19 protein-coding genes are annotated in these 24,537 nt (G+C 52.1%); 10 read left to right on the plus strand and 9 right to left on the minus strand.

Going from position 1 to position 24,537, the window contains the following annotated elements:
* Positions 1–44: 44 nt before the first annotated feature.
* Together FGB90_RS16095 and FGB90_RS16100 are read right to left on the minus strand one after the other, a co-directional pair.
* Positions 45–1,583 carry a glycine betaine uptake BCCT transporter gene (locus FGB90_RS16095; protein ID WP_281280066.1) on the minus strand — a complete coding sequence of 513 codons (1,539 nt, stop codon included), beginning with the start codon at positions 1,581–1,583 and terminating at the stop codon, positions 45–47.
* A 211-nt stretch (positions 1,584–1,794) separates the two neighbouring features.
* Positions 1,795–2,103 (minus strand): hypothetical protein, encoded by a 309-nt coding sequence (locus tag FGB90_RS16100; RefSeq protein WP_171051879.1) that lies wholly within the window; start codon positions 2,101–2,103, stop codon positions 1,795–1,797.
* A gap of 206 nt (positions 2,104–2,309) precedes the next feature.
* Here FGB90_RS16100 and FGB90_RS16105 point away from each other — a divergent pair, with 206 nt between their 5' ends.
* The gene (locus FGB90_RS16105) at positions 2,310–2,774 is read left to right on the plus strand and encodes an Hsp20/alpha crystallin family protein (RefSeq protein ID WP_138811882.1); all 465 of its coding nucleotides are present in this window, start codon (positions 2,310–2,312) and stop codon (positions 2,772–2,774) included.
* An 11-nt stretch (positions 2,775–2,785) separates the two neighbouring features.
* Here FGB90_RS16105 and FGB90_RS16110 read toward each other — a convergent pair whose 3' ends face one another.
* On the minus strand, positions 2,786–3,364 hold the full coding sequence (locus FGB90_RS16110) for an Hsp20/alpha crystallin family protein (RefSeq protein WP_138811883.1): 579 nt from the start codon (positions 3,362–3,364) through the stop codon (positions 2,786–2,788).
* Between the two features lie 215 nt (positions 3,365–3,579).
* Between FGB90_RS16110 and FGB90_RS16115 the strand changes: the two genes are divergently transcribed.
* Complete coding sequence (locus tag FGB90_RS16115) at positions 3,580–3,801, plus strand: hypothetical protein (RefSeq protein ID WP_138811884.1); 222 nt, start codon at positions 3,580–3,582, stop codon at positions 3,799–3,801.
* 11 nt (positions 3,802–3,812) lie between these two features.
* Positions 3,813–4,184 carry a hypothetical protein gene (locus tag FGB90_RS16120; protein ID WP_210237251.1) on the plus strand — a complete coding sequence of 124 codons (372 nt, stop codon included), beginning with the start codon at positions 3,813–3,815 and terminating at the stop codon, positions 4,182–4,184.
* A 14-nt stretch (positions 4,185–4,198) separates the two neighbouring features.
* Here FGB90_RS16120 and FGB90_RS16125 read toward each other — a convergent pair whose 3' ends face one another.
* Together FGB90_RS16125 and FGB90_RS16130 are read right to left on the minus strand one after the other, a co-directional pair.
* Positions 4,199–4,507, minus strand: coding sequence for a spore germination protein (locus tag FGB90_RS16125; RefSeq protein ID WP_138811885.1), 309 nt, complete (start codon positions 4,505–4,507; stop codon positions 4,199–4,201).
* Between the two features lie 9 nt (positions 4,508–4,516).
* A complete protein-coding gene (locus FGB90_RS16130; RefSeq protein ID WP_138811886.1) occupies positions 4,517–4,762 on the minus strand; it encodes a hypothetical protein in 246 nt (81 codons plus the stop codon).
* A 134-nt stretch (positions 4,763–4,896) separates the two neighbouring features.
* Between FGB90_RS16130 and FGB90_RS16135 the strand changes: the two genes are divergently transcribed.
* Positions 4,897–6,294, plus strand: a complete 1,398-nt coding sequence (locus FGB90_RS16135) for a Glu/Leu/Phe/Val family dehydrogenase (RefSeq protein ID WP_138811887.1) — start codon at positions 4,897–4,899, stop codon at positions 6,292–6,294.
* 116 nt (positions 6,295–6,410) lie between these two features.
* Here the strand turns inward: FGB90_RS16135 and FGB90_RS16140 are convergent, their stop codons facing one another.
* A complete protein-coding gene (locus FGB90_RS16140) occupies positions 6,411–9,659 on the minus strand; it encodes a DEAD/DEAH box helicase (protein WP_171051880.1) in 3,249 nt (1,082 codons plus the stop codon).
* Positions 9,660–10,463: 804 nt separating this feature from the next.
* Entirely contained in the window at positions 10,464–12,389 is a 1,926-nt protein-coding gene (locus tag FGB90_RS16145) for an ABC-F family ATP-binding cassette domain-containing protein (RefSeq protein WP_138811889.1), read from the minus strand.
* A gap of 337 nt (positions 12,390–12,726) precedes the next feature.
* Here FGB90_RS16145 and FGB90_RS16150 point away from each other — a divergent pair, with 337 nt between their 5' ends.
* From FGB90_RS16150 to helD, 3 genes are all read left to right on the plus strand, one after another.
* On the plus strand, positions 12,727–14,055 hold the full coding sequence (locus FGB90_RS16150; protein WP_171051881.1) for a TraB/GumN family protein: 1,329 nt from the start codon (positions 12,727–12,729) through the stop codon (positions 14,053–14,055).
* 245 nt (positions 14,056–14,300) lie between these two features.
* Positions 14,301–14,495, plus strand: coding sequence for a hypothetical protein (locus tag FGB90_RS16155; RefSeq protein ID WP_138811891.1), 195 nt, complete (start codon positions 14,301–14,303; stop codon positions 14,493–14,495).
* A gap of 418 nt (positions 14,496–14,913) precedes the next feature.
* The gene (helD, locus tag FGB90_RS16160; protein WP_138811892.1) at positions 14,914–17,283 is read left to right on the plus strand and encodes an RNA polymerase recycling motor HelD; all 2,370 of its coding nucleotides are present in this window, start codon (positions 14,914–14,916) and stop codon (positions 17,281–17,283) included.
* A gap of 184 nt (positions 17,284–17,467) precedes the next feature.
* Here helD and FGB90_RS16165 read toward each other — a convergent pair whose 3' ends face one another.
* Positions 17,468–18,703, minus strand: a complete 1,236-nt coding sequence (locus tag FGB90_RS16165) for a DEAD/DEAH box helicase (protein WP_138811893.1) — start codon at positions 18,701–18,703, stop codon at positions 17,468–17,470.
* A 103-nt stretch (positions 18,704–18,806) separates the two neighbouring features.
* Here FGB90_RS16165 and FGB90_RS16170 point away from each other — a divergent pair, with 103 nt between their 5' ends.
* From FGB90_RS16170 to FGB90_RS16180, 3 genes are all read left to right on the plus strand, one after another.
* The gene (locus FGB90_RS16170) at positions 18,807–20,363 is read left to right on the plus strand and encodes an ABC-F family ATP-binding cassette domain-containing protein (RefSeq protein ID WP_138811894.1); all 1,557 of its coding nucleotides are present in this window, start codon (positions 18,807–18,809) and stop codon (positions 20,361–20,363) included.
* A 177-nt stretch (positions 20,364–20,540) separates the two neighbouring features.
* Positions 20,541–22,718: a DNA helicase RecQ gene (gene recQ / locus FGB90_RS16175; RefSeq protein ID WP_138811895.1), complete on the plus strand. Its 2,178-nt coding sequence runs from the start codon at positions 20,541–20,543 to the stop codon at positions 22,716–22,718.
* Between the two features lie 182 nt (positions 22,719–22,900).
* The gene (locus FGB90_RS16180; protein ID WP_138811896.1) at positions 22,901–23,554 is read left to right on the plus strand and encodes an SIMPL domain-containing protein; all 654 of its coding nucleotides are present in this window, start codon (positions 22,901–22,903) and stop codon (positions 23,552–23,554) included.
* A 111-nt stretch (positions 23,555–23,665) separates the two neighbouring features.
* Here the strand turns inward: FGB90_RS16180 and FGB90_RS16185 are convergent, their stop codons facing one another.
* The gene (locus FGB90_RS16185; RefSeq protein ID WP_171051882.1) at positions 23,666–24,505 is read right to left on the minus strand and encodes an SMP-30/gluconolactonase/LRE family protein; all 840 of its coding nucleotides are present in this window, start codon (positions 24,503–24,505) and stop codon (positions 23,666–23,668) included.
* Between the last annotated feature and the right edge of the window lie 32 nt (positions 24,506–24,537).

Consider the following 24,537-nt stretch of genomic DNA (forward strand, 5'->3'; position numbering starts at 1 on the left):
AAAACACAAAAAGACCCCGGTCACACACCGGGGTCCCAAAACAGTCAGCTTGCTTTTCTTTTTTCATGGAAGCGGCTTTGTTGTGCTTTCTGCTCCGCTTCAAGATCTTCATTGAACGCTTTTACCGTGCTGTAGCACATGGCAAGGATCACCAGGGTCAGCGGCAGGGCACTGACAATGATCGCCGCCTGCAGGCCTGCGAGTCCACCTGAGTACATAAGGACTCCGGTGGAAGCAGCAAGGATGAGTCCCCACACAATTTTCACACCTGTGGATGGATTCAGTTTACCACCGGTTGTCTGCATGCCGAGAACGAAAGTGGCAGAGTCGGCAGACGTGACAAAGAAGGTGGTGATCAGAGCCACTGTCACAATTGAAAGGAGCGCCGTGAGCGGCAGTTCCTGATAGACAAAGAACAGCGCGGTTTCAAGGCTCTGAGCGGACACTTCCAATCCCTGATTCATTTCAAGGGCAATACCTGTGCCACCAAAAACGGTGAACCAGAGACCGCAGACGAGCGTTGGAATGAGCAGCACAGCGACGCTGAATTCGCGGACCGTACGTCCTTTTGAGACGCGGGCAATAAACATGCCTACAAATGGTGTCCAGGAGATCCACCACGCCCAGTAAAAGATCGTCCATCCCTGGGTCCAGGCAGCTTCATCAGAATCAAACGGGGAAAGCTGAAGTCCCATCTGCGCCAGATTGGCTGTATAGTTTCCGAGATTTGTCGAGAACAGGTTCATAAGGAACAATGTTGGTCCTGCGAATAATACAAGGATGAACAGTAAGCCGGCAAGCGACATGTTCACGTTACTTAAGTATTTAATTCCTTTTGAGATGCCGGTACTGGCCGAGAGGATAAACAGGCCGGTAATGACGAGCATAATCACCATCTGTACGCCAAAGTTATTCGGCATGCCGACAAGATATTCAAGGCCTCCGTTAATCTGCTGGGCACCGAGCCCAAGTGATGCAGCAACCCCGAACAGAGTGGCGAAAACAGCGACGAGATCAATCGTCTGGCCCAAAGGCCCTTTCACTTTATCACCGAGAACCGGGTAAAGAGTGGCACTCATGAGACCGGGAGCCCCGCGCTTAAACTTGAAGTAGGCAAGGGCCAGGGCAACCATGGCGTAGATGGCCCAGGCGTGAAGACCCCAGTGAAGCCACGTGTACTGCATGCTCAGAGCAGCCGCACCTTCCGTGCTTCCTTCACCGGTCGGCGGCACAGCAAAGTGCGCGATCGGCTCGGACACGCCGTAAAACAGCAGCCCGATTCCCATACCTGCTGAAAACAGCATTGCAAACCACGTCGGACGGCTGTATTCCGGCTTGTCCCCTTCCTTTCCGAGTTTAATTTTTCCGTATCTGCTGAAAATCATAAATACAGCAAAGACCAGAAAAAAGGTGGCAACGATCTGATAGTACCAGCCGAACGATTCAAGTGTGAATCCCTGGGCCCCGTTCATCCACGAAGCCAGCTGATCCGGCATCAGGACACCGATTGCCACAAACACAAGTGCGATCACGACTGAGAGTTTAAAGATAGGCTTTCCTGCAGTTTTTGAAATAAACGACACTTCCTTTTTTCTATTCCGCGGCCTTCCGGTCATAGAATACCGGAGAGCACGGCTTAATTGGCACCTTCACAATTAAACCACGTGCCTTGAAAAAAGGAAAAAACGAAAAAGAACCGTCAGCCGCTGCATTTCCCTGTTTTTCGTTTTATAGGGAAAAGACCGTGGACAGGTGGCAGTTTTCATGGATATGAGACAAAATTCGACGAATCCCTCAGCTCCAGCGGTGGGGAACGACATTTCCGCTTACCCTGACAATCACCGCTTCCTCCTTACCCTGCTTTTCCCTTCTTACTTTTTGAACCCCGCCGCCGAAATTGTTTCCCAGATTCAATGTCCCGCTCAGATCTTTAATATCGAGGCTGTCGAGGCGGAACGTGAGGTCCTCAAGTCGGAAGTCTTCCAGGACCAGCTTATGAATTTCAATATGAATATCGGCCACGTCCTTCTTTTTATGAAGAAGGGTGGCAATCTGGGCCAGTTGACTTTCAAGCATCCGTTCTTCGTTTCTGCCCGCAGCCATCGTCTCACCTCTCTGCCGTTTAAGCACGTCCTCTTCTATATGTATACGGGCATGGCTGAAAAAATACGGTGATTTTGCCCCCCTTCTTCTACTGTACAGGCAGGCGGGAATACCAATAGTAAGAAGAAGGGAACGGATTCGGGCAATTACAGCTGCTTTTCAATACCTTGCAGGTTCATTAAACCCCACCAAGGAGGATCATCTGGATGGACGATCAGAAACCATTTAAGAAGCGGGTTATCAATCAGGGAAATCAGATGGACTGGGAAAACATGCACGAAAAGGTGGAAGGCGTTCTCGGTGAGGACTTCTGGAGCGATATAATGAAAGTTGTCCCCCGCCGGGGCCCGAACATTGATTTCTTTGAAACAGCTTCAGAAGGGGTCATTGTTGTGGAACTTCCAGGGCTTGAATCCCAGAATCATGTGAAGGTAAATGTGTCCGGAAACCAGGTAATCCTTGATGGCCGGATTCCCTATCCCTACCCCGTGGAAAAAGAACAGCTCACGCTGAATGAAAGATACTGTGGAAAATTCAAGCGGACGATCCCCATGTCGTTTTCATTTTCACCTGAGCAGATTTCGGCAAGTTACAAAAATGGACTTCTCGTACTCAAAGTACCAAAAGTCCACCGGGAGAAGCATGTTGATATCTCTTTTGATTCCGAGTAAAAGTTCAGACATCAGTCAAACCGGACACTGATGGGGATCACCGGTTCAGTTCTCAGTTTCCGCAGCCTGATTTCCAGCACATTGTCTTTACATGTTGCGCCAATTCTTTTCTCATTGGGGTGTTCAGGAAGCTGGATGGTGTATTCATCCTGCTCCGGCAGCCCTTTGAGGACAATCCGGCTGTGGGCAAGTGATACCCCCAGCTGATCCGGGTTGACTTCTTCCGGTATGAACACTCTGACAATGATATATTCATGCATCTGAAACACTTCATGACGTGGCAGATGTTCACCCTGTGGATCGAACGCTTTCGCTGATGAAGAAGGGCCGGCCTCTTCCCCGCTCTCTCCTGAACTATCGTTCTGCCCGGGGATCGTTTCTTTCAGGATATTCTGGACGTATTCGTTCACCCATGTACTGTCCTGCAGCATTTTCGGGTCGAAAGGGAGGCCATTCTGCCCGCCAAACATTTTTGAAGGATCCATTCCTTCCTGCCCGTTCTGCTGAAAGGGATTTAACCCGCCTCCCTGAAGCGGGTTAAAGCTCCCGTTCTGAAGAGGATTAAACATTTTCCAAAGATTAAACAGCATTCTGCTCCCCCGTCTCCTGTTTTTATTTTAGGCTATGTTAAAGCTTAATGTTGATTTGTTGGAGCGAACGCGCGAGACTCCTGCGGGAAAAGCACCAACGGAAGACCCCGCAGGGCGGTTTTCCCGAGGAGGCTGCAGTGGTGCCCGCGGAAAGGGAGCGCAGTGAGCGAAAAACAACAAACTTTAACAGAGCCTTATTTTAAAGGAGGTTCTGCATGGTCCATATTGAATTCGGCAGTCTGAATGTCAAACAGATTGCCAATACATCCGGCATTTTTACCGGGGACAATATTCAGATCAATTTCAATAGCAGCCGGAAAATCAATGAAGGGCTCGGTTCCACAAGCGGGGACAGGACCATTGTCATTGACGGCCGCCATGTGGTACTGGACAACGACATTTTTGACTTTTCCACATCCGAATCCGGTGATGAATAGAGGTGTTTTATATGTCATGGCTGTCTCCCAACTTCTTTATCGGCTCCATCCGTATCGGAGCGATCGAAGGGGCGTCGTGCATGAATATGGGCAACAACTATCCTGCCAATTTCAGAAGTCATAAAAAGCATAACCAGGGGTTCGGCTCCATAAGCGGTGACAACAACTCCCTGGATGGGCTGCGTTCTGTTTTATCCGATCCCGATGTGATCGACGTGCTCACCCAGGGGAGCGCGGATGGTGAACTCCCCGAGGTCGTACAGAAACTCCTTGCGGCTTATACAGACAACGACAGTGATGCAGAAAAACCGCATAGCACCGGCCCGGAAGGTACTCAGGGATACGGGCCGCAGATGACAAACGGGAACGGCTGTGATTACTAGCTGCTCCTTGGTTGTCAGCAGAAATACGCCGGAGCCTTCGGTGTTCCCTGTTTACCAGGAGGGCAGCCGTTTTCGCCGTTCCCTCCACCGTTTTCAAATTGGGACGAATCCATCCAGTCATTGTCGTAAACCACATTAAATACATGCACCATAATATTGCAGTCGCCGGTCATGCTGCCGGCGGCTGCATTTATTTTTCCTTCCATGGTCCAGTCATACTGGACATTTTCCCCGACAAAAATGCCGGAACAGGCGGAAATGGACTGCACGTTGATACAGTCGAACATGATATTTTTCGGTACCGGCGGTTTTCCGTACTTCATATGGCCCTCCTAGAATTGGAAGTTTGGAATCGGATTTGCAATTTCCGGCTGATACCAGGCCTGATCGATACCATCGCAGTCAATGGCGTTGTTAATAACGTTCGTATTGAATACAGCCCCAACCTGGATTCCCCCGGCAATTATGACTTTGCCCTCGAGCGCCCAGTCCACCTGGTTGTTCTGCCCGGTTGTAACAGAGGAGTTCGGCCCAATTGAGTTCACGTTAATCTGGTTAAATATAACGGATACAGGCATGCGCTCACAACCTTATTTCTAAATAGTCTTGTTATACAGGGTATGAACCCAGAGGCGGATTGTGATTGCCGTTTTTCTTCCAGATAAAACGGGAACGTGAGACAATAGTTGCATAACTTTGAGGAGGGATAAGCATGAACCGTGAGGAAACACAGGCACTAATAGAAAATGTTATGGATACGCTTTCAGATGAAAACGGCTTTCTTGGCCTCCGTACCGAAGAGGAGCGGCGTGAAGTTTGCGGCTCTGCCAAGGAAATTCTCAAGACCACCGACAAAGTCATTAAAAGCTACATACGGGTGTCCAGGGAAAACAACGGGATCAGCCGCATTCCTGCCTACCGTGTTCAGCACAACAATATCAGCGGGTTTTATAAGGGTGGAATCCGCTTTAATGAGTATGTGACCGAATCGGAAGTTGAGAATCTTGCTATTCTGATGACGATCAAGAACGCCCTGCACAAGCTTCCATTCGGAGGGGCAAAAGGTGGCGTTCACGTAAATCCCAAGGAGTTTACCGATCGGGAACTCAACCTTATCGCAAAAAAATACGTACAAGTATTCAAGCCGGACATTGGTCCGAATCATGACATTCCTGCCCCGGATCTCGGGACGAATGAACGGATCATCGACTGGATGGTCGGCGAATACAAGACGATTCACCCGGGCGAATCGTATCTCGGCTCTTTCACCGGCAAAAGCGTGGAAAACGGCGGCGCCAAGGGACGCAGGGAATCCACCGGTATCGGAACCTATCTCAGTTACCAGTGGATGATCAATGACTGGTTTACCGACATCGCCGAGCAGGACGAGGTTGAACGGACCGGCCAGTGGGAAACACTTGAGGCACTACATGACAAACATCGGGAAAACGGTTATCTGGAAGTAGCTGTCCAGGGATTTGGTAACGTGGGAAGCGTGGCGGCAAAAGAGGCCTTTCAGGATAAAAAACTAAAGCAGCGTGTAGTGGCTGTTTCCGATCGCGAAGTGACGCTGTATAACAGTGACGGGCTGGCGGTGGAATCACTCGACGCGTTCGGTTTTACACACCAGCGCCTTCCGAATACAGAGAAAGAGCTCGATGAACTGGATGTGAAAGCGGAAATTCTCGATGCAGGTGATGTGCTCACCGTGGAGTCGGATGTCCTTATTCTCGCTGCAGTGGAAGACCAGATTCACCGTGATAACATGAAGGACGTACCGGCAAAGGTATTTGTGGAAGGTGCAAATGCCCCCATTTCACAGGAAGCGGATCAGTACCTTGAAGAGACAGGGAAAATTGTAATTCCCGATATTCTCGTCAATGCGGGTGGTGTTATCGTATCCTACCTGGAGTGGAAGCAGAGCCGCATTACGGAGGAATATTCGGAAGATGAAATTATCGATGAGATGGCCGCGCAGATGACAAAAACCTTCAAGCGGGTCTATGACACGTATTTTTACTCGACTGAACAGTCCATGCGCTACGGCTGCTTTTATCTCGCTCTGGAACGTCTGACAAGCCTCCTTTATAAACACGGAAAGCTGTTTTAAGCTAACCATTGACATATTTGAAAATAAACGCTGTTTCCGGAAACTCCGGAAGACAAAGTAAAGGAGCCCGGGCTGGATGCCGGGCTCCTTTCGTGTATGCGATAAATTCCGTCAGACTATACCTGAAGCAGCTCCTGTATGTCCTCTTTTCCGAGAGAAGTGATTGAAGTTTCACCGGTCTGGATCACTTTGTCCATAAGCTCCCGTTTCTGCTCCTGAAGCTGATGGATCTTTTCCTCGATGGTGCCGGCTGTGACGAGTTTAAGCACCTGCACCACGTTTTTCTGGCCGAAGCGGTGAACACGGTCGGCGGCCTGTTCTTCCACTGCCGGGTTCCACCAGGAGTCAAACAGAATAACCGTGTCGCCGCCTGTCAGGTTGAGTCCGGTTCCCCCAGCTTTGAGACTCACAAGAAACAGGGGTTTCCCCCCGGCGTTGTACGCTTCGGCCATGGCTACCCGGTCTCTGGACGGTGTTTTTCCATCCAGGTAGTAATAATCCCAGCCGCTTTTTTCCAGTTCATCCCGGATCATGGCGAGCATGCTGGTGAACTGGGAAAAGATCACGATCCGTTTGCCGGAAGGTACTGCTTCCTTCAGATACTCCATAAGCCGGTCCAGCTTGCCGGAGCGCCCTTCGTATTCATCCATAAACAGAGACGGATGACAGCAGATCTGGCGCAGGCGTGTCAGGCCTGCAAGAATTTTCATCCGGTTTTCCTGAAAGGCGTCTTCACGGATCACGTTTTTCACTTCATTTCGAAGAAGCTGAAGCTGAGCAAGGTAGACAGCCTTCTGGTTTTCCGTAAGCTCGGTAAACTGGACATTTTCCAGTTTGTCCGGGAGGTCCTTCAGCACGTCCTCTTTTACCCGCCTTAGGACAAATGGACGGACTCGCCTTGCGATGCTCTTTTCCTTCATGTTTTTAAACGCCTGCTTGCTGGAAAAGAGACCGGGCAGGACGACTTCGAAAATGGAAAACAGCTCATCGAGGGAATTTTCGATCGGTGTTCCGCTGAGGGCAAATGCCCGCTCGGCACGGAGCGACTTCACCGCACGTGCAGTCTGGGTCCAGTCGTTTTTGACGAACTGGGCTTCGTCCAGAATGAGCGTTGTAAACACCTTTTCCTGGTACATGAGTGCGTCACGTCGCAGCAGCGGATAGCTTGTGATAATCACATCGGCTTCCCCGGCTCCTTCGAACGCTTCTTTCCGCTCAGCTCCGGGCCCGGAAATGACAGCGGACTTCAGTGTCGGGGCGAACCGCTGGATTTCCTTTTCCCAGTTATAAACGAGGCTCGACGGACAGACAATCATCGCCTGCCCTTTACGCCCTTCCTCTTTTTCCGACAGCAGGTAGGCAATGGTCTGAATCGTCTTCCCAAGCCCCATGTCGTCGGCAAGCACCCCGCCGAATCCGTAGGCGGAGAGTGTTTTCAGCCAGCGGAATCCTGTTTTCTGATATTCCCGCATGGTGTTGTCGAGAACTTCCGGTACCCGGGTGTCCACTTCCTCCGGGTGATAAATGCGCTCGAGCAACTCCCGAAAGCGCCTGCCTTTTCTTACAGCATCGTCTCCTGCCTCATCAATCTGAAAGGCTTTCATGAGGGGAACCTGCTGGGTCTGGGTGTAGCCCTCCGAAGAAGCCGGCATCTGCTCAAGTACCGCTTTCATGCCTGCAAAACGGTCGTCCTGCAGATTAATGAACGCACCTGAAGACATTCTGTAGTACTTCTTGTTTTCCGCGAGGGCTCTGAGCATCCGCTCGATTTCGCCCCCTTCAATTCCTTCAAACTGGAACGTGACATCGAGAAGGCTGAGCCTTTCGTCTGCTTCGATCTGTACACGCGGGTCTTCTGTGGGTGTATAGATGAGCTTTTTGGCTTCCGAGGTCATGTACACTTCCATCATCCCGGAAAGGTCCTCCACGTCGACGAGGAGAAACTCAAGCACATCGTCCCAGTCATCGAGATACAGCTCGGTTCCGTTGAATTTGAACGGAATTCGTTCAACCCTTGACAGCAGCTGCATCTCACGGTCCATATCGCGGACGATAATGTCCTCTCCTTCACTGCTGCCGCCAAACGGGGAAACTTCTACATCGCCGTAGTGGAATTCCATCCGGGCGGTAGCTGTGTCATCCACAAGATCGACGTACAGTTTTCCTCTCAGCGGCTCGGCTTTAATCAGACGCCGTACATCCGGTTCAATTTCGACTTCCCCTACCGTTTTCAGCTGCGGAAGTACGACCGAGGAAAGGTCCATCATTTTTTCTCTCGAAACGATGAGCTGGGAGAGATTTCGTGAAGAGAATTCCTTTTCAAGCATGAGTGCCGTCTGTTTTTCCTCTTCCTTAAGAAAGTAAAACGTGCCTCTGTGGAAGAGGGCGTTGTAATTTTTTCCGAGGACGATCGTATCCTCCCTGTTTTCCCATTCCAGGCGAAAGCGTGATTCGTCGTCGCCGTTGAACCGGACCCGGAATTTCAACGGGAGTTTTTCCGGTGAACGGATGACATCAAGACCGGTATCAGGTCCATAATAATAACGGTCATTTTCCACCGTTACCCGGCAGTGCTTCAGGGCACTCAGGACGTCGTGGAGGAATGGATTCGGAATCGTGATGCGCCGTCTGTCTTCTTTTCCCCGGTAGGATCTCAGGTAAAAGGAGGACAGTTCTTTTTCCACTTCGCTCACTTTCCGGAGCTGCTCAAAAACGCGGAGATCCTCTTCCCTGAAGGCGTAGTCGGACGGATGGTACGTAAACAGTTTGGAAAACCTGATTGCCTCCCCCTGTTCCATTGCCTCCAGAAATTCGCTGATATCCTTCACAATATAGCGGCGTGACGGGCCGACTTTCAGCTCAAGATCAACCGATCCATTCCCCGCATTGAATGGGGCTGTGATGATGAGAATAAACTCCGTTTCCAGCCACTCCCGCTCGGTGTAGGTTTCCTTTTTCCGCTCGTATACCTGCTGGAAAGAGGTAATGAGACCGTCGGCGTTGTCCTCCCCGGTCTGCGGAGGCGGGTTAACGGCTGTCGCAGACTGCGCAGGTGATGAAGATTTTTCTGTTTCTCCGGCTGCCGCCAGCGCTGCAGCAGCGATATGCTTGCAGATGCCCTCGTACGTTTCAAAAGCGAGGCAGGTGCAGTGTGCGCGATTCAGATCAGGTGTGCGTTCGCTGTCTGTATAGAGGGTGACGTGATAGTCATCCATTCCGTTCACAACAGCTACGTAGGCACGATCGGCCGGTTCGTAATACAAATCCTCCACTGCCTCATTGAGGTAATAGGACTTCCCTCTTGTAAACACAGTGGGTGAGCTGCAGTGAGCCTGGATTTCTTCTTCTGTTAATTTCCTGGTCATGTCGTAGTCCCCCCTGCCGGGCTGCTTTGCTTCGTCTATTTCCATTCTGGTCGTGTGCTGACAAAAACATTCGTGCATGGATTGCGCTCCGTTTCCCATACTAATGTTAACCAAACTGCAAGTTTACACGGCAGCGGCTCAAGGGAATAGGATTAGCAATCACACACACGGGGTGAAAATAACATGGGCTTACTTTTTAGAAGAATACTGCGTATCTTTTTATTCAGCTTCCTTATGAAAATGGCGTCCCGCCTCGTCGGGCGGCTCGTAGGCCGGGTAACCGGCACGGAGCGGCGCTGATCAGGCGGAGGAAACGACCCGGAAGGCAATTGCCTTCCGGTTTTTATTTTAGGCTGTTTTAGGTGTTGGTTTTCTGCGCTACAGGCCGACGCTTTCCGCGGGCAACACCTCAGCCTCCTCGGGAAAATCGCCCTGCGGGGTCTTCGGCTGTTGCTTTTCCCGCTGGAGTCGCGGCCTTTCGCTCCGAAATTAATAATACCAATAGCAACAATCTTTACGAAAAGAACTTTGTTTTAAGGGGCGGGCATGCTTTCCGTGGTCAAGGCTCCCGCTCCAAAAATCACCTTTAAATAAGGAGCAATCTACACAGAACTGAAGGCGAAGCTTCCCGCCGGCAGCGAGACTCCTGCGGCCATGGAGGCCAGGCGAGACCCCGGAGGCGCAGCCGAGGAGGCTTGCCGGCATCGCCGCGGAAAGCGAGCGGACGGCGTGAAGCGAAGCTGTTTCCGCCTTTCGATGCAACCTCAGTTTCCATCTCGGATCCCCTTAAGGAGCTTTCGGTTATTACTGGTTCTGCTTCCCTGCCTCAATTTCCTCCACGATCTCGCTCAGTTCGGTCCACCGTTCCATTGCCTGTTCGAGTTCATCTTCGGTGTTCTGCTGTTCCTTAAAGAGTTCCTGCACTTTTACGGAGTCGCTGCCGGCATCTGTAATTTCGGATGCGATTTCCTCAAGGCGCTCTTCCAGGGCACTGATCCGGTCCTCAATCGTGTTCCACTCCTGCTGCTCGCGGTAGGAGAGTTTTTTCGTTTTCTTTCGCTGATCCGGGTTTGCATCAGCTGCCGGTTCAGAAGCTGATGCGGATGATTTGTCCGGAGCAGATCTGACTTCGCGGGCCCGGTCGGATTCCATGTATTCCGAGTAGTTGCCGTAGTAAGGCTCCACGCGCCCGTTCCCTGTGAAAACAAGGAGGCGGCCCACTACGCGGTCAAGAAAATAGCGGTCGTGGGAAACGGTAATGACAACCCCGGGGAACTGATCGAGGTAATCCTCCAGGATGCTCAGCGTCTGGGTGTCCAGGTCGTTTGTAGGCTCATCGAGAAACAGGACGTTCGGCTCCCCCATCAGTACGCGCAGAAGATACAGCCGGCGCCGTTCCCCGCCCGAAAGACGGCGGATGACGTTCCACTGGACAGAGCGCGGGAACATGAAACGCTCGAGCATCTGCTCCGCTGTGATCAGAGTCCCGTCCGAAGTATATACCACTTCCGCTGCTTCCTTAATGTATTCGATGACGCGGAGGTCTTCTTCCATATCCTGATGGTCCTGGGTATAGTAGCCGATCCTGACCGTTTCACCGGTTTCCACCGTCCCGCGATCCGCTTCAAGGCGTCCTGCGATTACGTTCAGAAGCGTCGATTTGCCGGTCCCGTTTGGCCCGATAATGCCGATTCGGTCACCTGGGATCACCAGGCAGTCCACATCCTCAAACAGCCTGTTTCCGCCAAGGGACTTGGTGATGCCGTTCAGTTCAATCACTTTTTTGCCCAGACGGTGGGATCCGATGGAAAAATCGAGATCTTTTTTTTCCCGGGTAAAGGATTGTTCCTGAAGGTCCTCAGCCCGCTGGATCCGTGCTTTCTGCTTGGTGGTGCGGGCTTTGGCACCGCGTTTCAGCCACGCCAGCTCCCTGCGGAGAATGTTGCGGTGCTTAGCCTCCTGCTGCTCGGCCTGCTCTTCCCGCTCTGCACGCTTCTGAAGATACGTCTCGTAATTTCCTTCGTAGGCATAAAGCGACCCGTGGTCGAGTTCAAAGATATGACTGGTCACCCGGTTCAGGAAATACCTGTCGTGGGTCACGAGAATGATCGCCCCTTTGTACTGGGCGAGAAAACCCTCAAGCCACTCGATGGTCACGTTATCGAGATGGTTTGTAGGCTCGTCGAGAATAAGGATGTCCGCCGGCTGAATTAAAGCACGGGCAATGGCCACCCGTTTTTTCTGTCCGCCCGACAGTTCCCCGGTTCTCTTTGCGAAGTCTGTAATACCGAGTCTGGTAAGAACGGTCCTTGCGGTGGTGTTGGCGTCCCAGGCATCCTGTTCGTCCATGAACTGCTGGTGCTTCATAAGAGCCGCCTGCTTTTTTTCATCAGCCGGGTCCTTTTCAAGAGCTGCTGCAGCGTGTTCGTAAGCCCGCATTGTCCTCATAACATCCGCATCACCATCGTAAATCTGATCAAGGACAGTTTTGTCCGGATCGAGTTCCGGTTCCTGGGGCAGGTATTCGATGTGAAAGTCGTTGGCGTGATCGAGTCGGCCCGCTTCAGCTCCCTCAATGCCTGCCAGCACTTTCAGAAGCGTTGACTTGCCGGTGCCGTTTACACCGATCAGACCGATCCGCTCGCCTTTTGAAACTGAAAAAGAGACGCTGTCAAACAGGACTTTATCTCCATATGTCTTTGTGAGTCCGTCCACTGATAAAATGGTCATTGGTCTTTCCCCTTTACGGTTCCTGTATGTGCGTGCCTGACGGGGCGGTGCAGGGCGGGAAAGTATCCCGCTGCTGTCACTTGTGATGACGGGGCTGCGCGCCCCTGCAGGCTCGTATATGTGAAGTTCGAGAAACCATTTTCTTTTTTTACCCTATCCCTCTATTGTAGCTCAATTGGGGGAGGTTTTGAAAATGATCGTGTGTGGAGAATCTGAAAACATTCGGATCGGCCTATTTTCAAGCTTTACATTATTTAGTAAGATGGTGTATGGACGAGATTTGTGCGTGAAGATTACAAAGTTTTACATAGATAGTGAGCCTTTTAGGGGGATGACAATGAAGTATTTATTAGGGGTTGTACTGCTCGGGCTGATGTCGGCGGGTCTGTCCGGTTGTTCGGAACCGACGGAGAGCAAGGAGAAGGTTTTTGAGGATGGCAATCTGGAGTCGGCGGTGCGTGAGACGGTTGGAATTGAAGGGGATACGGAGCTGGATGAGGAACATCTGGCGATCGTGGAGACGCTTCATGCGTTTGAGCGGAATATTGAGAGTCTGGAAGGGATTGAGCAGCTGGAGAATCTTGAGGAGCTTGTGATTTTCGGCAACGAGATTGAGGATCTCTCTCCTCTTCTGTCTCTTGAAAATCTCGAGAGTGTAGATATTGAGAATAACCCTCTTGATCTTTCGGTCGGTTCGGATGCGTACAGGGTTGTCAGGACGCTGACGGAAAACGACGTATTCATCTATATCGATGAGGAGCGTTTCACCCTTGATATGGAACCTTCCCGGGGAGTGTTCTACGAGGTGGAACACGGGGAAAACACGGTGTATCTGCTCGGATCCATCCATGTCGGTTCGGAGGAGCTGTATCCGCTGCACGATGATATTGAGAGGGCTTATGAGTCGTCGGATGTGACGGCGTTTGAGATTGATTTTTCCAGTGTGGATGAAAATGAGATAGGCATTCTTGCGGCGCAGGCGGGGATGCTGGATCAGGATGAAAGTCTTGAGGATTATATCAGTGAGGATGAGTTTAAACGGCTGGCGTTCCTCCTTTCTCCCCTTGGCCTGAACGATCCTGACGTCCTGTCACAGATGAAGCCTTACTTTCTGCAGGAAGCGCTCGTGGCGCTCGCTTCCATGACGGCCGGCTATTCTCCTGAGCTGGGGATCGATATGCACTTTATCGACCGGGCGGAGGCGGACGAGAAGGAGATTATAGGTCTTGAAACGGTTGAGGATCAGCTTGCCCTTGCCGACCACCTGTCCCTTGAAACGCAGGGAATGATCCTGAGTGAAACCCTTGAGGAGTACGATGAGCTCGGGGATGAACTGCTTGAGCTTATGAGCATGTGGCGGATGGGTGATGCGGAAGGTATTACCGAGCTGCGTCAGCCTGATGCGGATGATTACCCTGAAGATTATCTTGCATATTACGAGGCCCTGTCCGACGAACGCGATGCGGCGATGGCCGAGAAGATTGAGGAGTTCCTGAATGCGGAGGAAGGGTATAATGAGGGCGACACGTACTTTGTCGTTGTCGGTGCCCTTCACCTTGTCGGGGAAAACAGCATTGTGGATCTTCTTGAAACGCGAGGATATGACGTACAGCAGCGGGCGAACCACCCGCCGCTGGAGACGGATGATATGGATGAGGATGAATAAGTCTGTATAACTGCAACGAGTAGATTTGCAGGCAGCATCAGCAATAAATCAGTTAGAATTAGTGCTGAATTTGTTTGAATAAATTCAAATTCAGTTAGAATGAATGTCAAAAACGTTAGAATTAATACAAAAAACGGTTGTGGAGTCTGCCATTGTGCAGGCTCCTTTTTTTGAAGGCAGGGTGTGGGTGGATTTTCAGAATGAAACGCGGAGTTTTCCGGATACTAACAGCGGAGGTGATTTTCATGGCAGAAGACCGTAAAAAGCAGCCGTATGCTGTAAACGAAGAGGAAACTCAGCCTCAGTACCCTGAGTCTGCAGCACAGGATGCCCACTTCCGCGGGGATTCAGTGGATGAACTGAGCGTGCAGGAGGAAGCGAATCACGATCTGGCAAAGAAAGAGCTGGGTCAGCAGAAGGAAAACAACGGCCGGGACTGAGAGATCCGTGGGTACTGACAGATCCGCGGGTGTGGCGGGATCTGTCAGGCATTCGTTTTCCATGATCACCTGTTATTTGAAGGCTCTGTTAAATCTTGATGTTGATTTTAAAATATTGATTGGAGCGAACGCGTGACACTTCTGCGGGCATATAAGGCCCGCGGACAGAGAGCGCAGTGAGCGAAAATCAACAACAGACTTTAACAAACCTCTTATATGAAAAAAGCCCGCGGCTCCTCTTTCGGGAAAGCTGCGGGCTTGAACTGTATTCAGACATAAAAAAAGCGTTGTGACCATCACAACGGTGTGCTACACTATGAAGACGTCTGCAACAATAATTTACTTTAGTACATGAATTATCCAATTACTATTTTACTATGTATTTTTTTATTTGTCAACAAGGTGAAGGAGTGGTTCCGTGAGCGAGGAAAAACAGTGGCAGGAAGAACAGCAGCGTGTGGACGAGGTTGTGGAAACGATCGAACAGAGACAGGAAGCGCTGAAGGAAAGCTCCGGCGAGGTCAAATCGGAAATTCTTCAGGTTCGTAAGGATTTCTGGGAGGACGTTACGGTGAACCTTGATGATCCGGACGATGTCATTGAAACGCAGGCGAGTCTCAAGCAGCAGGCAGAGTTCCTAAGTGAACGGGAACGGAGCCACGGGCAGAAAAGCGAACAGCTGAAGACGCTCCGGGATCTTCATGACTCCCCCTACTTTGGGCGGATCGACTTTCAGGAAGAAGGCGAACAGGCATCGGACCGGGTATATATCGGAATTGCGTCACTTATGGATGAAGACGATGAGGAGTTTCTCATCTATGACTGGCGGGCACCGATCTCAAGTATGTACTACAATTACGCTCCAGGTCCGGCCGAGTACGAAACGCCGGAAGGGGAAATTACAGGCGAGATTGAGCTTAAGCGCCAGTTTATTATCCGAGGCGGGCAAATAAAGGGGCTTTTTAATACAGGTGTAACAATCGGGGACAAGCTGCTCCAGAATCTCCTTGGCAGCCAGTCCTCTCCACAGATGAAATCGATTGTGTCCACAATCCAGCGGGAGCAGAACCAGATTATCCGTAACGAACGGAGCCGCTACCTGATCGTCCAGGGCGTGGCCGGCAGCGGAAAAACGTCTGCGGCGATGCAGCGTGTCGCCTACCTACTGTACGCCCACCGGGAGTCACTTACTTCTGAGAACATGGTACTGTTTTCCCCAAACCCTCTGTTTAACAGCTACGTGGCGACGGTTCTCCCTGAACTCGGTGAGGAAAACCTGTGGCAGACAACCTTTAATGAGTATGTCCAGAAAGAACTCTCGGGTACTTTTAACGTGGAGGATCCGTTCGATCAGATGGAGTGGTTTCTCGGATCCGGCAGGGATGAGGAGCGTGCTGGTGATCCCGATCAGCGTAATGATGAGGGTGACGGCAGGCAGGTGCGTGCAGAAGCGGTACAGCTGAAATCGTCGCTGTATTTTAAGGACATGATTGACGGGTACATGGGTGAGCTTTCAGATGATGGTCTTCATTTTCTCCCTGTTAAGTTCCGCGGTGAGGAGCTTATTTCAAAGGAGGAAATCGGTGCGTACTTTTACAGCCTTGACTCATCAATTTCCCTCGTGAACCGGATGGATCTCACTGGTGACTGGATCATGCAGAAGGTCAAGACCTTCCAGCGGGATGAGTGGGAAAAGCAGTGGGTCGAGGACGAGATCCAGCTTATGGACAAATCCGAATACCTGGAGGCGTTCAGGAAGCTGGAGAGCTCTAAAAAGTTTACCGATGAGACGTTTGATGATTACGACCGTGAGCGGGAATGGCTCAGTAAGCGGGTCGTGAAAAAGAAGCTCGTACCACTGAAACGCAAGATCAAGCAGCTCGCGTTTGTTAACGTGGTGAAAACGTACCGTGATTTTTACGTGTACACGGCGGATCGTTTTCCTGAACTGAAGGCCGTGTGCGACGCGGCAATTGATAGTATTTACCGTAAGCAGCTTAACTGGGAGGACGCTACGCCGTATCTCTATTTTCAGGATCAGCTCAAAGGGCGCCGCCCCCTCACCCACATCCGCCACGTGTTCGTGGACGAGGCACAGGATTATTCGCCGTTTCAGTTTGCCTATCTGAAGCAGCTGTTTCCGCAGGCGCGGATGACGCTGCTCGGTGACGTGAACCAGTCCATCTACCTTCATGCTGTCGAGAACCCTACGCCGATTGATGAGGACGCGGATAAGGCAGGTACGGGGACTGAGCGCACGGAGCGAATCACCCTCATGCGAAGCTACCGCTCCACCGAACCGATCGTCCGTTTTACCTCCCAGCTGATCGAGGGCGGCGAAAACATCATTCCGTTTACCCGTGACGGGGATCTGCCGGTGCTTGTGGAGACGGCCGGACGCCAGGCGATGCAGAAACGGGCCGTGTCACTTGTAAAGGAACTTCGCGGCCGCGGGACGGAAACGATGGCTGTGATCTGTAAAACGGTTCGGGAGTGTGAAGCAGTCAGCGCGTTTCTGGCTGAGTATTTTACCGTCCAGCTGGTTGATAAGGATACGCATACGTACCAGAAAGGACTCGTGGTTATTCCGGCGTATCTTGCTAAAGGTATCGAGTTCGATGCGGTGATTCTTTACGATGTGTCCGCGGAAAATTACGCGGACGAAGCGGAGCGCAATCTGTTTTACACAGCCTGTACGCGGGCGATGCACGAGCTTTACCTTCTGAGTCCGGGCGAGCGGTCGCCGCTTCTGGATCGTGCCGATCCGCAGACGTATGTAGTGGAGTGATGCAGCAGGGGGCGAATGTTTCAGTTGAAGTTTTAGAGATTTACTTTGTGCTTTGGCGGACTTAGCCCCATTTCCCGGGTGTGCCCCCGCATTCGGCCAGTTCCCTCCCCCTGCCCCCATCTCCCCCGGAACAGGAAAAAGACCCCGCCTCTTTCAAAAAGAGACGGGGTCATATAACAGCATTTTATTTCTTCTTTTTCCCGCCGCGGCCGATGCGCACGCCTGCAGGCTGCTTTTTCTTCGGCCCCGGCCCGCGTTTTTTTCCCTTCATTTCAGATCCGTTTTTTGAAACGGACTGGATGTCTTCCAGTTTTCCGCGGTATACCTTCTGCTGGCGGAGTTTGACTCCTGCATCGCGGGCGGAGCGTTTCAGGTCGCGCTCCTCCCCAGGTGTTACAAGCGAAATAACAGTGCCTTCTGCACCCTGACGGCCGGTGCGTCCGGCCCGGTGGGTGTACTGTTTTGCGTCACGGGGCGCGTCCATCTGAATAACGTGGGTGAGGCCGGTTACATCGAGTCCACGGGCCGCCACGTCTGTTGCCACAAGCAGCGGCGTGCTGCCGTCACGGAACCGGCTGATCGCCTGCTTCCGCTCCTGTTTGCCCGTGTCACTGTGCAGGACACTCACATCTGCTTTTTTAAACGCAAGCTTCTCCCCGATTACATTCGCTTCTCCGATCTCGTTTATAAAGGCGAGAGCTTTCATCTTTTCATTCTTCACGAGCGTGTTCAGAATATCCACTTTCTCCCTGGCTTCACAAACCACATAAAGATGGTCCACTTTCCCGGCAGCAGATGCGTCCCGCTCTTTGCGGATCACCTCGGCTTCGTTCATGAGGGCGTCTGCTTTTTTCTCCGTCTCCTCAGGTACGGTGGCGGAAAACAGAATCAGCTGACGGTCACGGAGCGTGGCGTCGATGATGCTTCTGATGGTCCCCTCATGCTCGGACGTGAGGAGCTGATCCCCTTCATCAAGTACAATAGTGCGGACTTCGTGCATCTTCAGCTTTTTCTGTTTCACAAGTTCGGCTACCCGGCCGGGGGTGCCTGCAACGATATGAGGCTTCTTTTTCAGCTTTTCCAGCTGGCGCTTGGTGTTTGCGCCGCCGATCAGGGAGGCTGAGCGGATGCCGCTTCCCTGCCCCCACTGCTGGATCTGTTCCAGAATCTGCATCACCAGTTCCTGTGAAGAAGCTAAAATAACCGCCTGTACGTCCTTCTTTTCCGGGTCAATTTCGTGTAAAATCGGCAGAAGGTATGCCAATGTTTTTCCCGTGCCTGTGGGCGACTCGGCGATTACATCGCGGCGGGCCAGGATGTGCGGCACTGCTGACTCCTGAATCGCTGTGGGCTCTGTAAATCCCGCCTTTTCCCAGGCAGTCTGAATAAATGGCTGAAACTGATTTGCAAAATTGGTCATGATGATCTCCCTTTACGGTCCGCCGGTTTGGCTTTATCTATTTCACAGTCTACCCCAGCCGGGGCCCGTGAGTAAAGATACACAAATGAAGGAAGTGAACGAGTTGAGTATATTGACGGTGAAAAACCTGAGTCACGGATTCGGTGACCGGGCGATTTTTAATGATGTAAGCTTCCGCCTGTTAAAAGGCGAGCATATTGGTCTGATTGGTGCGAACGGGGAAGGAAAATCCACGTTCATGAATATTATTACCCGCTCCCTGGAGCCGGATGAGGGGAAAATCGAGTGGGCAAAAAACGTCCGCGTCGGCTTTCTCGATCAGCATACAAAACTAAAGAAAGGCATGACGGTGCGCGATGTACTGAAAACAGCGTTTCAGTATCTGTACGATATCGAGCAGGAGATGAACGCTCTTTACGAGAAGATGGGCGAGTCAACGCCGGAGGAGCTTGAAGCGCTTCTTGAAGAGGTCGGCTCCCATCAGGACATGCTCACGAACAACGATTTTTACACGATTGATGCAAAAGTGGAGGAAATTGCCCGCGGCCTCGGCCTCGATGAAATCGGCCTCGAGCGCGATGTCAACGACCTGAGCGGCGGGCAGCGGACGAAGATCCTGCTTGGAAAACTGCTGCTGGAAAAGCCGGACATCCTCCTTCTGGACGAGCCGACGAACTACCTCGACGAGCAGCACATCGAGTGGCTGAAGCGTTACCTGCAGGAATACGAAAACGCGTTTATTCTTATTTCGCACGACATTCCGTTTCTAAACAGCGTCATCAACCTCGTCTACCATATGGAAAATCAGGAGCTGAGCCGCTACGCCGGTGACTACGATCAGTTCATGAAAGTGTACGAAGTGAAGAAACAGCAACTCGAGGCAGCGTACAAAAAGCAGCAGCAGGAAATTGCCGGCCTGAAGGACTTTGTTGCCCGGAACAAGGCGCGGATTTCGACGAGGAACATGGCTATGTCCCGTCAGAAAAAGCTCGACAAGATGGACGTGATCGAGCTGGCACAGGAAAAGCCGAAGCCCGAGTTTCATTTCAAGGCTGCGCGCACGCCGGGGAAACTGATTTTTGAGACGAGCGATCTTGTCATCGGCTACGATGAGCCTCTCTCCCGTCCTCTCAATCTGCGGATGGAGCGCGGCCAGAAGCTTGCTCTGACCGGTGCAAACGGAATCGGAAAAACGACGCTCCTGAGATCGATCCTCGGGGAAATCAAGCCTGTAAGCGGATCGGTGGAGCGCGGTGACAACCTGCACATCGGGTACTTCGAGCAGGAGATTAAAACCGAAAACAATAACACGTGCATTGACGAAGTATGGGACACGTTCCCTTCATTAAACCAGGCGGAAGTGCGCGCAGCCCTTGCCAAGTGCGGGCTTATGACGAAGCACATTGAGAGCAAGGTGTCGGTACTGAGCGGCGGGGAAAAAGCGAAGGTGCGCCTCTGCAAGCTCATTAACAGTGAAACGAACGTCCTCGTTCTGGACGAGCCGACAAACCACCTTGACGTGGATGCAAAAGCGGAACTCCAGCGTGCATTGAAGGCTTACAAAGGAAGTATTCTCCTGATCAGCCACGAACCGGAATTTTACGAGGACATCGTGACGGATACGTGGAACTGCGAGGACTGGACCACGAAGGTGTTTTAAAGAGGGGACGGGACTACCGCCTATGACTTGAAAGAAACGAAACGAAGTGGAACGGCGGCAGCGTAACTCCGCAGGGTGAATTTCCCGAGGAGGCTGAGGCGTTGCCCGCGGAAAGCGTCCCCCTGCAGTGTAATTACTGGAAGCTTAAAATAAAGTTATTAAAAGGAGCGTGACGGTATGATTGCACAGGCTGAACAGCTGCTTCATCAGCACTTTGGATACGAGAAGTTCCGCCCCGGCCAGGAACAGATCATCAGCCGGGTTTTTGAAGGCCGTCCTGTTATGGGCATCATGCCGACCGGGGGAGGTAAATCGATCTGCTATCAGATCCCCTCCCTTCTTTTTCCCGGGCTAACCCTTGTCATCTCTCCCCTCATTTCCCTCATGAAGGATCAGGTCGATGAGCTGAAGGAAGCGCAGGTCGGCGCGGCTTTTATTAACAGTTCTTTGAGCTACGAGGAGACGGATGCGGTAATCGCTTCCGTGCGCGAAGGTGAAGTGAAGGTCCTTTACGTGGCGCCGGAGCGTTTTGAGATGCCCGGGTTTATCCAGCTGCTCCGTACGCTGGACGTGGCGCTTATCGCTGTTGACGAGGCACACTGTGTCTCCCAGTGGGGGCACGACTTCCGCCCGAGCTACATGCGGATTCCGGAAGTGATTGGAAATCTCGGGCAGACCCCCTCCCTTCTTGCTCTGACGGCAACGGCAACGCCTGAAGTGCGGGATGACATCTGCCGGGCGTTCGGCATCAATGCTGACAACGTTGTTCAGACCGGATTCGCACGGGACAACCTGTCGTTTCACGTTTTGAAAGGCCAGGCCCGTGACCGGTACATAACCGAATATGTCGGGAAAAATGCAGGTGAGCCGGGGATTATATATACTTCCACCCGTAAGGAAGCCGAGCGTATTCACGGGATGCTCGAGAATAAAGGGCTCGCGGCCGGCAAGTACCACGGCGGCATGTCCGGTGCAGCCCGCCAGTCGAGCCAGGAGGACTTTGTGTACGACCGGATCGACGTGATGGTGGCGACCAACGCCTTCGGTATGGGGATCAACAAATCGAACGTGCGGTACGTCATTCATTTTCAGATTCCCGGCAATATCGAGAGCTACTACCAGGAAGCCGGCCGGGCCGGGCGTGACGGTGAGCCGTCGGAGTGTGTCCTTCTTTACTCCGCCCAGGACGTGCGGGTGCAGCAGTTTCTCATCGACCAGGGTGACGGCAGCGACGCGCGTAAGCAGAATGAAATGCAGAAGCTGAGGCAGATGGTGAACTACTGCCACACAGAAGGCTGCCTCCAGAGTTATATCCTCGAGTATTTCGGCGACAGCGGCGCAGAGCCGTGCGGCCGCTGCAGCAGCTGCACCGACACCCGGGAAACGGAAGACGTGACCCGGGACGCCCAGATGGTATTTTCCTGCATTAAGCGGATGAACGAACGGTTCGGAAAAACGATGGTTGCCCAGGTGCTTACCGGTTCATCGAATCAGAAAGTGCGGGAGATGGGCTTTGAGCAGCTCTCAACATACGGGCTTATGAAAAGCCGGACCGCCAAAGACGTAGGTCAGTTCATTGATTATCTCGTTGCTGAAGAGTACCTGCGCATGACCGGGAGTGCCTATCCGGTGCTTGCCCTCGGTGAAAAAGCGGTACCTGTTTTAAAAGGTCATGAAAAAGTAGTGAAAAAAGCCGAACAGAAAGTCGAGCGTGTGGCGGAAACCGATCCTCTTTTTGCAGAGCTTCGGGAACTGCGCCGGGAACTGGCCCGGGAGCACAGCATCGCCCCTTATATGGTGTTTTCCGACCGGACGCTAAAAGAACTGTGCCGGGTGATGCCGCGGGATGAACAGGCAATGCTCACCGTGAAAGGTGTCGGGGAGCAGAAAATTGAAAAGTACGGCACCGCCTTTCTCGAGCGGATCGCAGCGTATGCGGAGAAGAATGGTGATAGTGACAGCACCGGTTCAGTTGATGCAGCCGGTTCTGAAGCTGCCGGCACCGCAGGATACCCGGCGGAAACCGTGGACGATGCGCCCGGCGGGAGCAAACAGGCGGACAAAGTGCCGAGTCATTTTATTACGTTCCGTATGTACGAAGACGGCGCGTCACTCGAAGTGATTGCCGAGGAGAGGGGCATAAAACGTTCCACTGCCGGCGAGCACCTGCTCCGCTGCGCGGATGAAGGAGAAAAAGTGGACTTTTCCCGGCTCGTCGGAGTGGAAGTCCAGGATCAGGTGAGAAACGTCGTGAAGGAAGTCGATCCTTCCGAGGGCCTCAAGCCGGTTAAGGAAGCGCTGCCTGACGGTGTGGAGTATTTTCAGATTAAAGCGGTGCTTCAGGGGTTTGTGTAGTTGAGTGTTTTTTTGCCCGCTGGTTATTTTCCTGGACAGGGAGTGAATCTTCCGGAATTCTTCGGGAGATTCCGTCATAAGCCCTTCATTGAAAATCATTTTTTAAATGCGGGTCTATACCTCCCTGGTCTTTAATAGGATAGTCAGTAGTGGACTGATTCCTGAAAACGGGAGGCCAGATTATGTATCCGAATCTACCGGCGCACCGAAACGATGAGACGAGGAACATGATTAAAGTGAAAGGCGAGGGATCGGTTACCTCTGCACCTGACCGGGCGGATGTAGCGCTCGGGGTGGTGAACGAAGAAATGGATGTGGGTACCGCCCAGCAGGAAAATGCCGAAGCGATCAGAAATGTTATCGACGCGGTCACCTCTCTTGGTGTACCTGAGGAAAACATTCAGACGGTCGAGTACCGTATCGATACGCAGTATGACTTCATAGACGGTGAACAGCAGTTTAGGGGTTACCGTGTCACTCATATGCTTCAGATCACCCTGGACGATCTCGATCTCACCGGTCAGGTGGTGGATGACGCGGTTGAGGCCGGCGCCAACACGATTTCATCGATCACCTTCTCCATTTCGGACCCCGCTTCTCTTTATAACGAGGCGCTGGAACTGGCTCTTCGGGATGCAAAAGGAAAAGCGGAGACGATCGCAGATGAGCTTGGCGTGTTCGTAGATGAACCCCCTGTTACAGTACGTGAAATATCCCCATCGACATCACCTGTGCCGTATCAGACGGCGCTTTACGCCAAAGCGGAGGGCACCCCGATTCAGCCGGGAACTCTGACGATTCTGGCATTGGTGGAAACGGATTACAGGTATAACTGATAATAATGCCGGCCTGCCCGTTATTGGGCAGGCGGTTTTTTTGCTTTGAACCCCTTTCAATCCGTTTAAAAAGCGGCTCATCCCTTATTTACGGGTGAGCCGCTTTGGCTTTTACTGCGCGCCACGGACGATAAATACGCTGCCGGATTCGGGGTATTCGATCAGGTCCGGTTCCGTGAGTCCCACCGATGCGGTGGTGATGAACAGGTCCTGTGCGTCAGGGCCGCCGAATGCGGGACAGGTGACTTTCTTTGCCGGAACCTCGACTGAATCCACCCATGTCCCTTCGTCCGGGTCGATAACCGCCGTTTTGTATCCGCCGAAAAGAGCGACCCAAAGGCGCCCTTCCCGATCGATTGTCATGCCATCCGGAACGCCGTCCTCCTCCTGAAATGTGTAGACGATTTCCTTATTGGCAATTGCACCGGTTGTTTCGTCGTAATGAAACTTCAGTACGCACCGGGTGCCGGTATCGATGTAGTACATCGTAACGGCTTTTTTATTCCATGCAAGTCCGTTGGATGTAGTCACATTTTTAAGAACGGTTGTACGGGTGCCGTTCTTGTCCCAGCAGTAAAGAGCCCCCGCTTCCTTCTGGCCGTTTTCTCCCATTGTGCCGGCCCAGAATCGTCCCCATGGGTCAAGCTTTCCGTCATTGAAACGAACCCCTTCAGGCAGGTCGAGTACATCCACCGGTTCTGCTTTATTTGTAATTTTGTCCCACAGGTACAGGCCGTCCTCAAACACGACGTAGCGGCATGTACCCTTTTTTCCACCGAGTGCGCATGGCCGTTTTTCGGTGGGGTATTTTTTTATTTCAGCTTCATTGTACCCGAATTCATAAATGGCATGTCCCTCGATATCGACCCAGTACAACCGCTCGTCCTCGCTGCACCAGAGCGGACCCTCTCCAAGTTTATTTTCGCAGTGTACCAGTTTCTCTGCTTTCACACCGATCAGTCCCTCCGTCAGTTTATGATGAT

Origin of the sequence: Alteribacter natronophilus, from assembly GCF_006007885.1 — a bacterium.
In the GTDB taxonomy this organism is placed as follows: domain Bacteria; phylum Bacillota; class Bacilli; order Bacillales; family Salisediminibacteriaceae; genus Alteribacter; species Alteribacter natronophilus.

Bases quoted from the DNA above. Each gene is read 5' to 3' on its own strand.
- FGB90_RS16135 (WP_138811887.1), top strand. From the start codon at position 4,897: ATGAACCGTGAGGAAACACAGGCACTAATAGAAAATGTTATGGATACG.
- recQ (WP_138811895.1), top strand. From the start codon at position 20,541: ATGATTGCACAGGCTGAACAGCTGCTTCATCAGCACTTTGGATACGAG.
- FGB90_RS16115 (WP_138811884.1), top strand. From the start codon at position 3,580: ATGGTCCATATTGAATTCGGCAGTCTGAATGTCAAACAGATTGCCAAT.
- FGB90_RS16155 (WP_138811891.1), top strand. From the start codon at position 14,301: ATGGCAGAAGACCGTAAAAAGCAGCCGTATGCTGTAAACGAAGAGGAA.
- FGB90_RS16140 (WP_171051880.1), bottom strand. From the start codon at position 9,659: ATGACCAGGAAATTAACAGAAGAAGAAATCCAGGCTCACTGCAGCTCA.
- FGB90_RS16130 (WP_138811886.1), bottom strand. From the start codon at position 4,762: ATGCCTGTATCCGTTATATTTAACCAGATTAACGTGAACTCAATTGGG.
- FGB90_RS16100 (WP_171051879.1), bottom strand. From the start codon at position 2,103: ATGGCTGCGGGCAGAAACGAAGAACGGATGCTTGAAAGTCAACTGGCC.
- FGB90_RS16150 (WP_171051881.1), top strand. From the start codon at position 12,727: ATGAAGTATTTATTAGGGGTTGTACTGCTCGGGCTGATGTCGGCGGGT.
- FGB90_RS16120 (WP_210237251.1), top strand. From the start codon at position 3,813: ATGTCATGGCTGTCTCCCAACTTCTTTATCGGCTCCATCCGTATCGGA.
- FGB90_RS16180 (WP_138811896.1), top strand. From the start codon at position 22,901: ATGTATCCGAATCTACCGGCGCACCGAAACGATGAGACGAGGAACATG.
- FGB90_RS16145 (WP_138811889.1), bottom strand. From the start codon at position 12,389: ATGACCATTTTATCAGTGGACGGACTCACAAAGACATATGGAGATAAA.
- FGB90_RS16110 (WP_138811883.1), bottom strand. From the start codon at position 3,364: ATGCTGTTTAATCTTTGGAAAATGTTTAATCCTCTTCAGAACGGGAGC.
- FGB90_RS16165 (WP_138811893.1), bottom strand. From the start codon at position 18,703: ATGACCAATTTTGCAAATCAGTTTCAGCCATTTATTCAGACTGCCTGG.
- FGB90_RS16105 (WP_138811882.1), top strand. From the start codon at position 2,310: ATGGACGATCAGAAACCATTTAAGAAGCGGGTTATCAATCAGGGAAAT.
- FGB90_RS16125 (WP_138811885.1), bottom strand. From the start codon at position 4,507: ATGAAGTACGGAAAACCGCCGGTACCGAAAAATATCATGTTCGACTGT.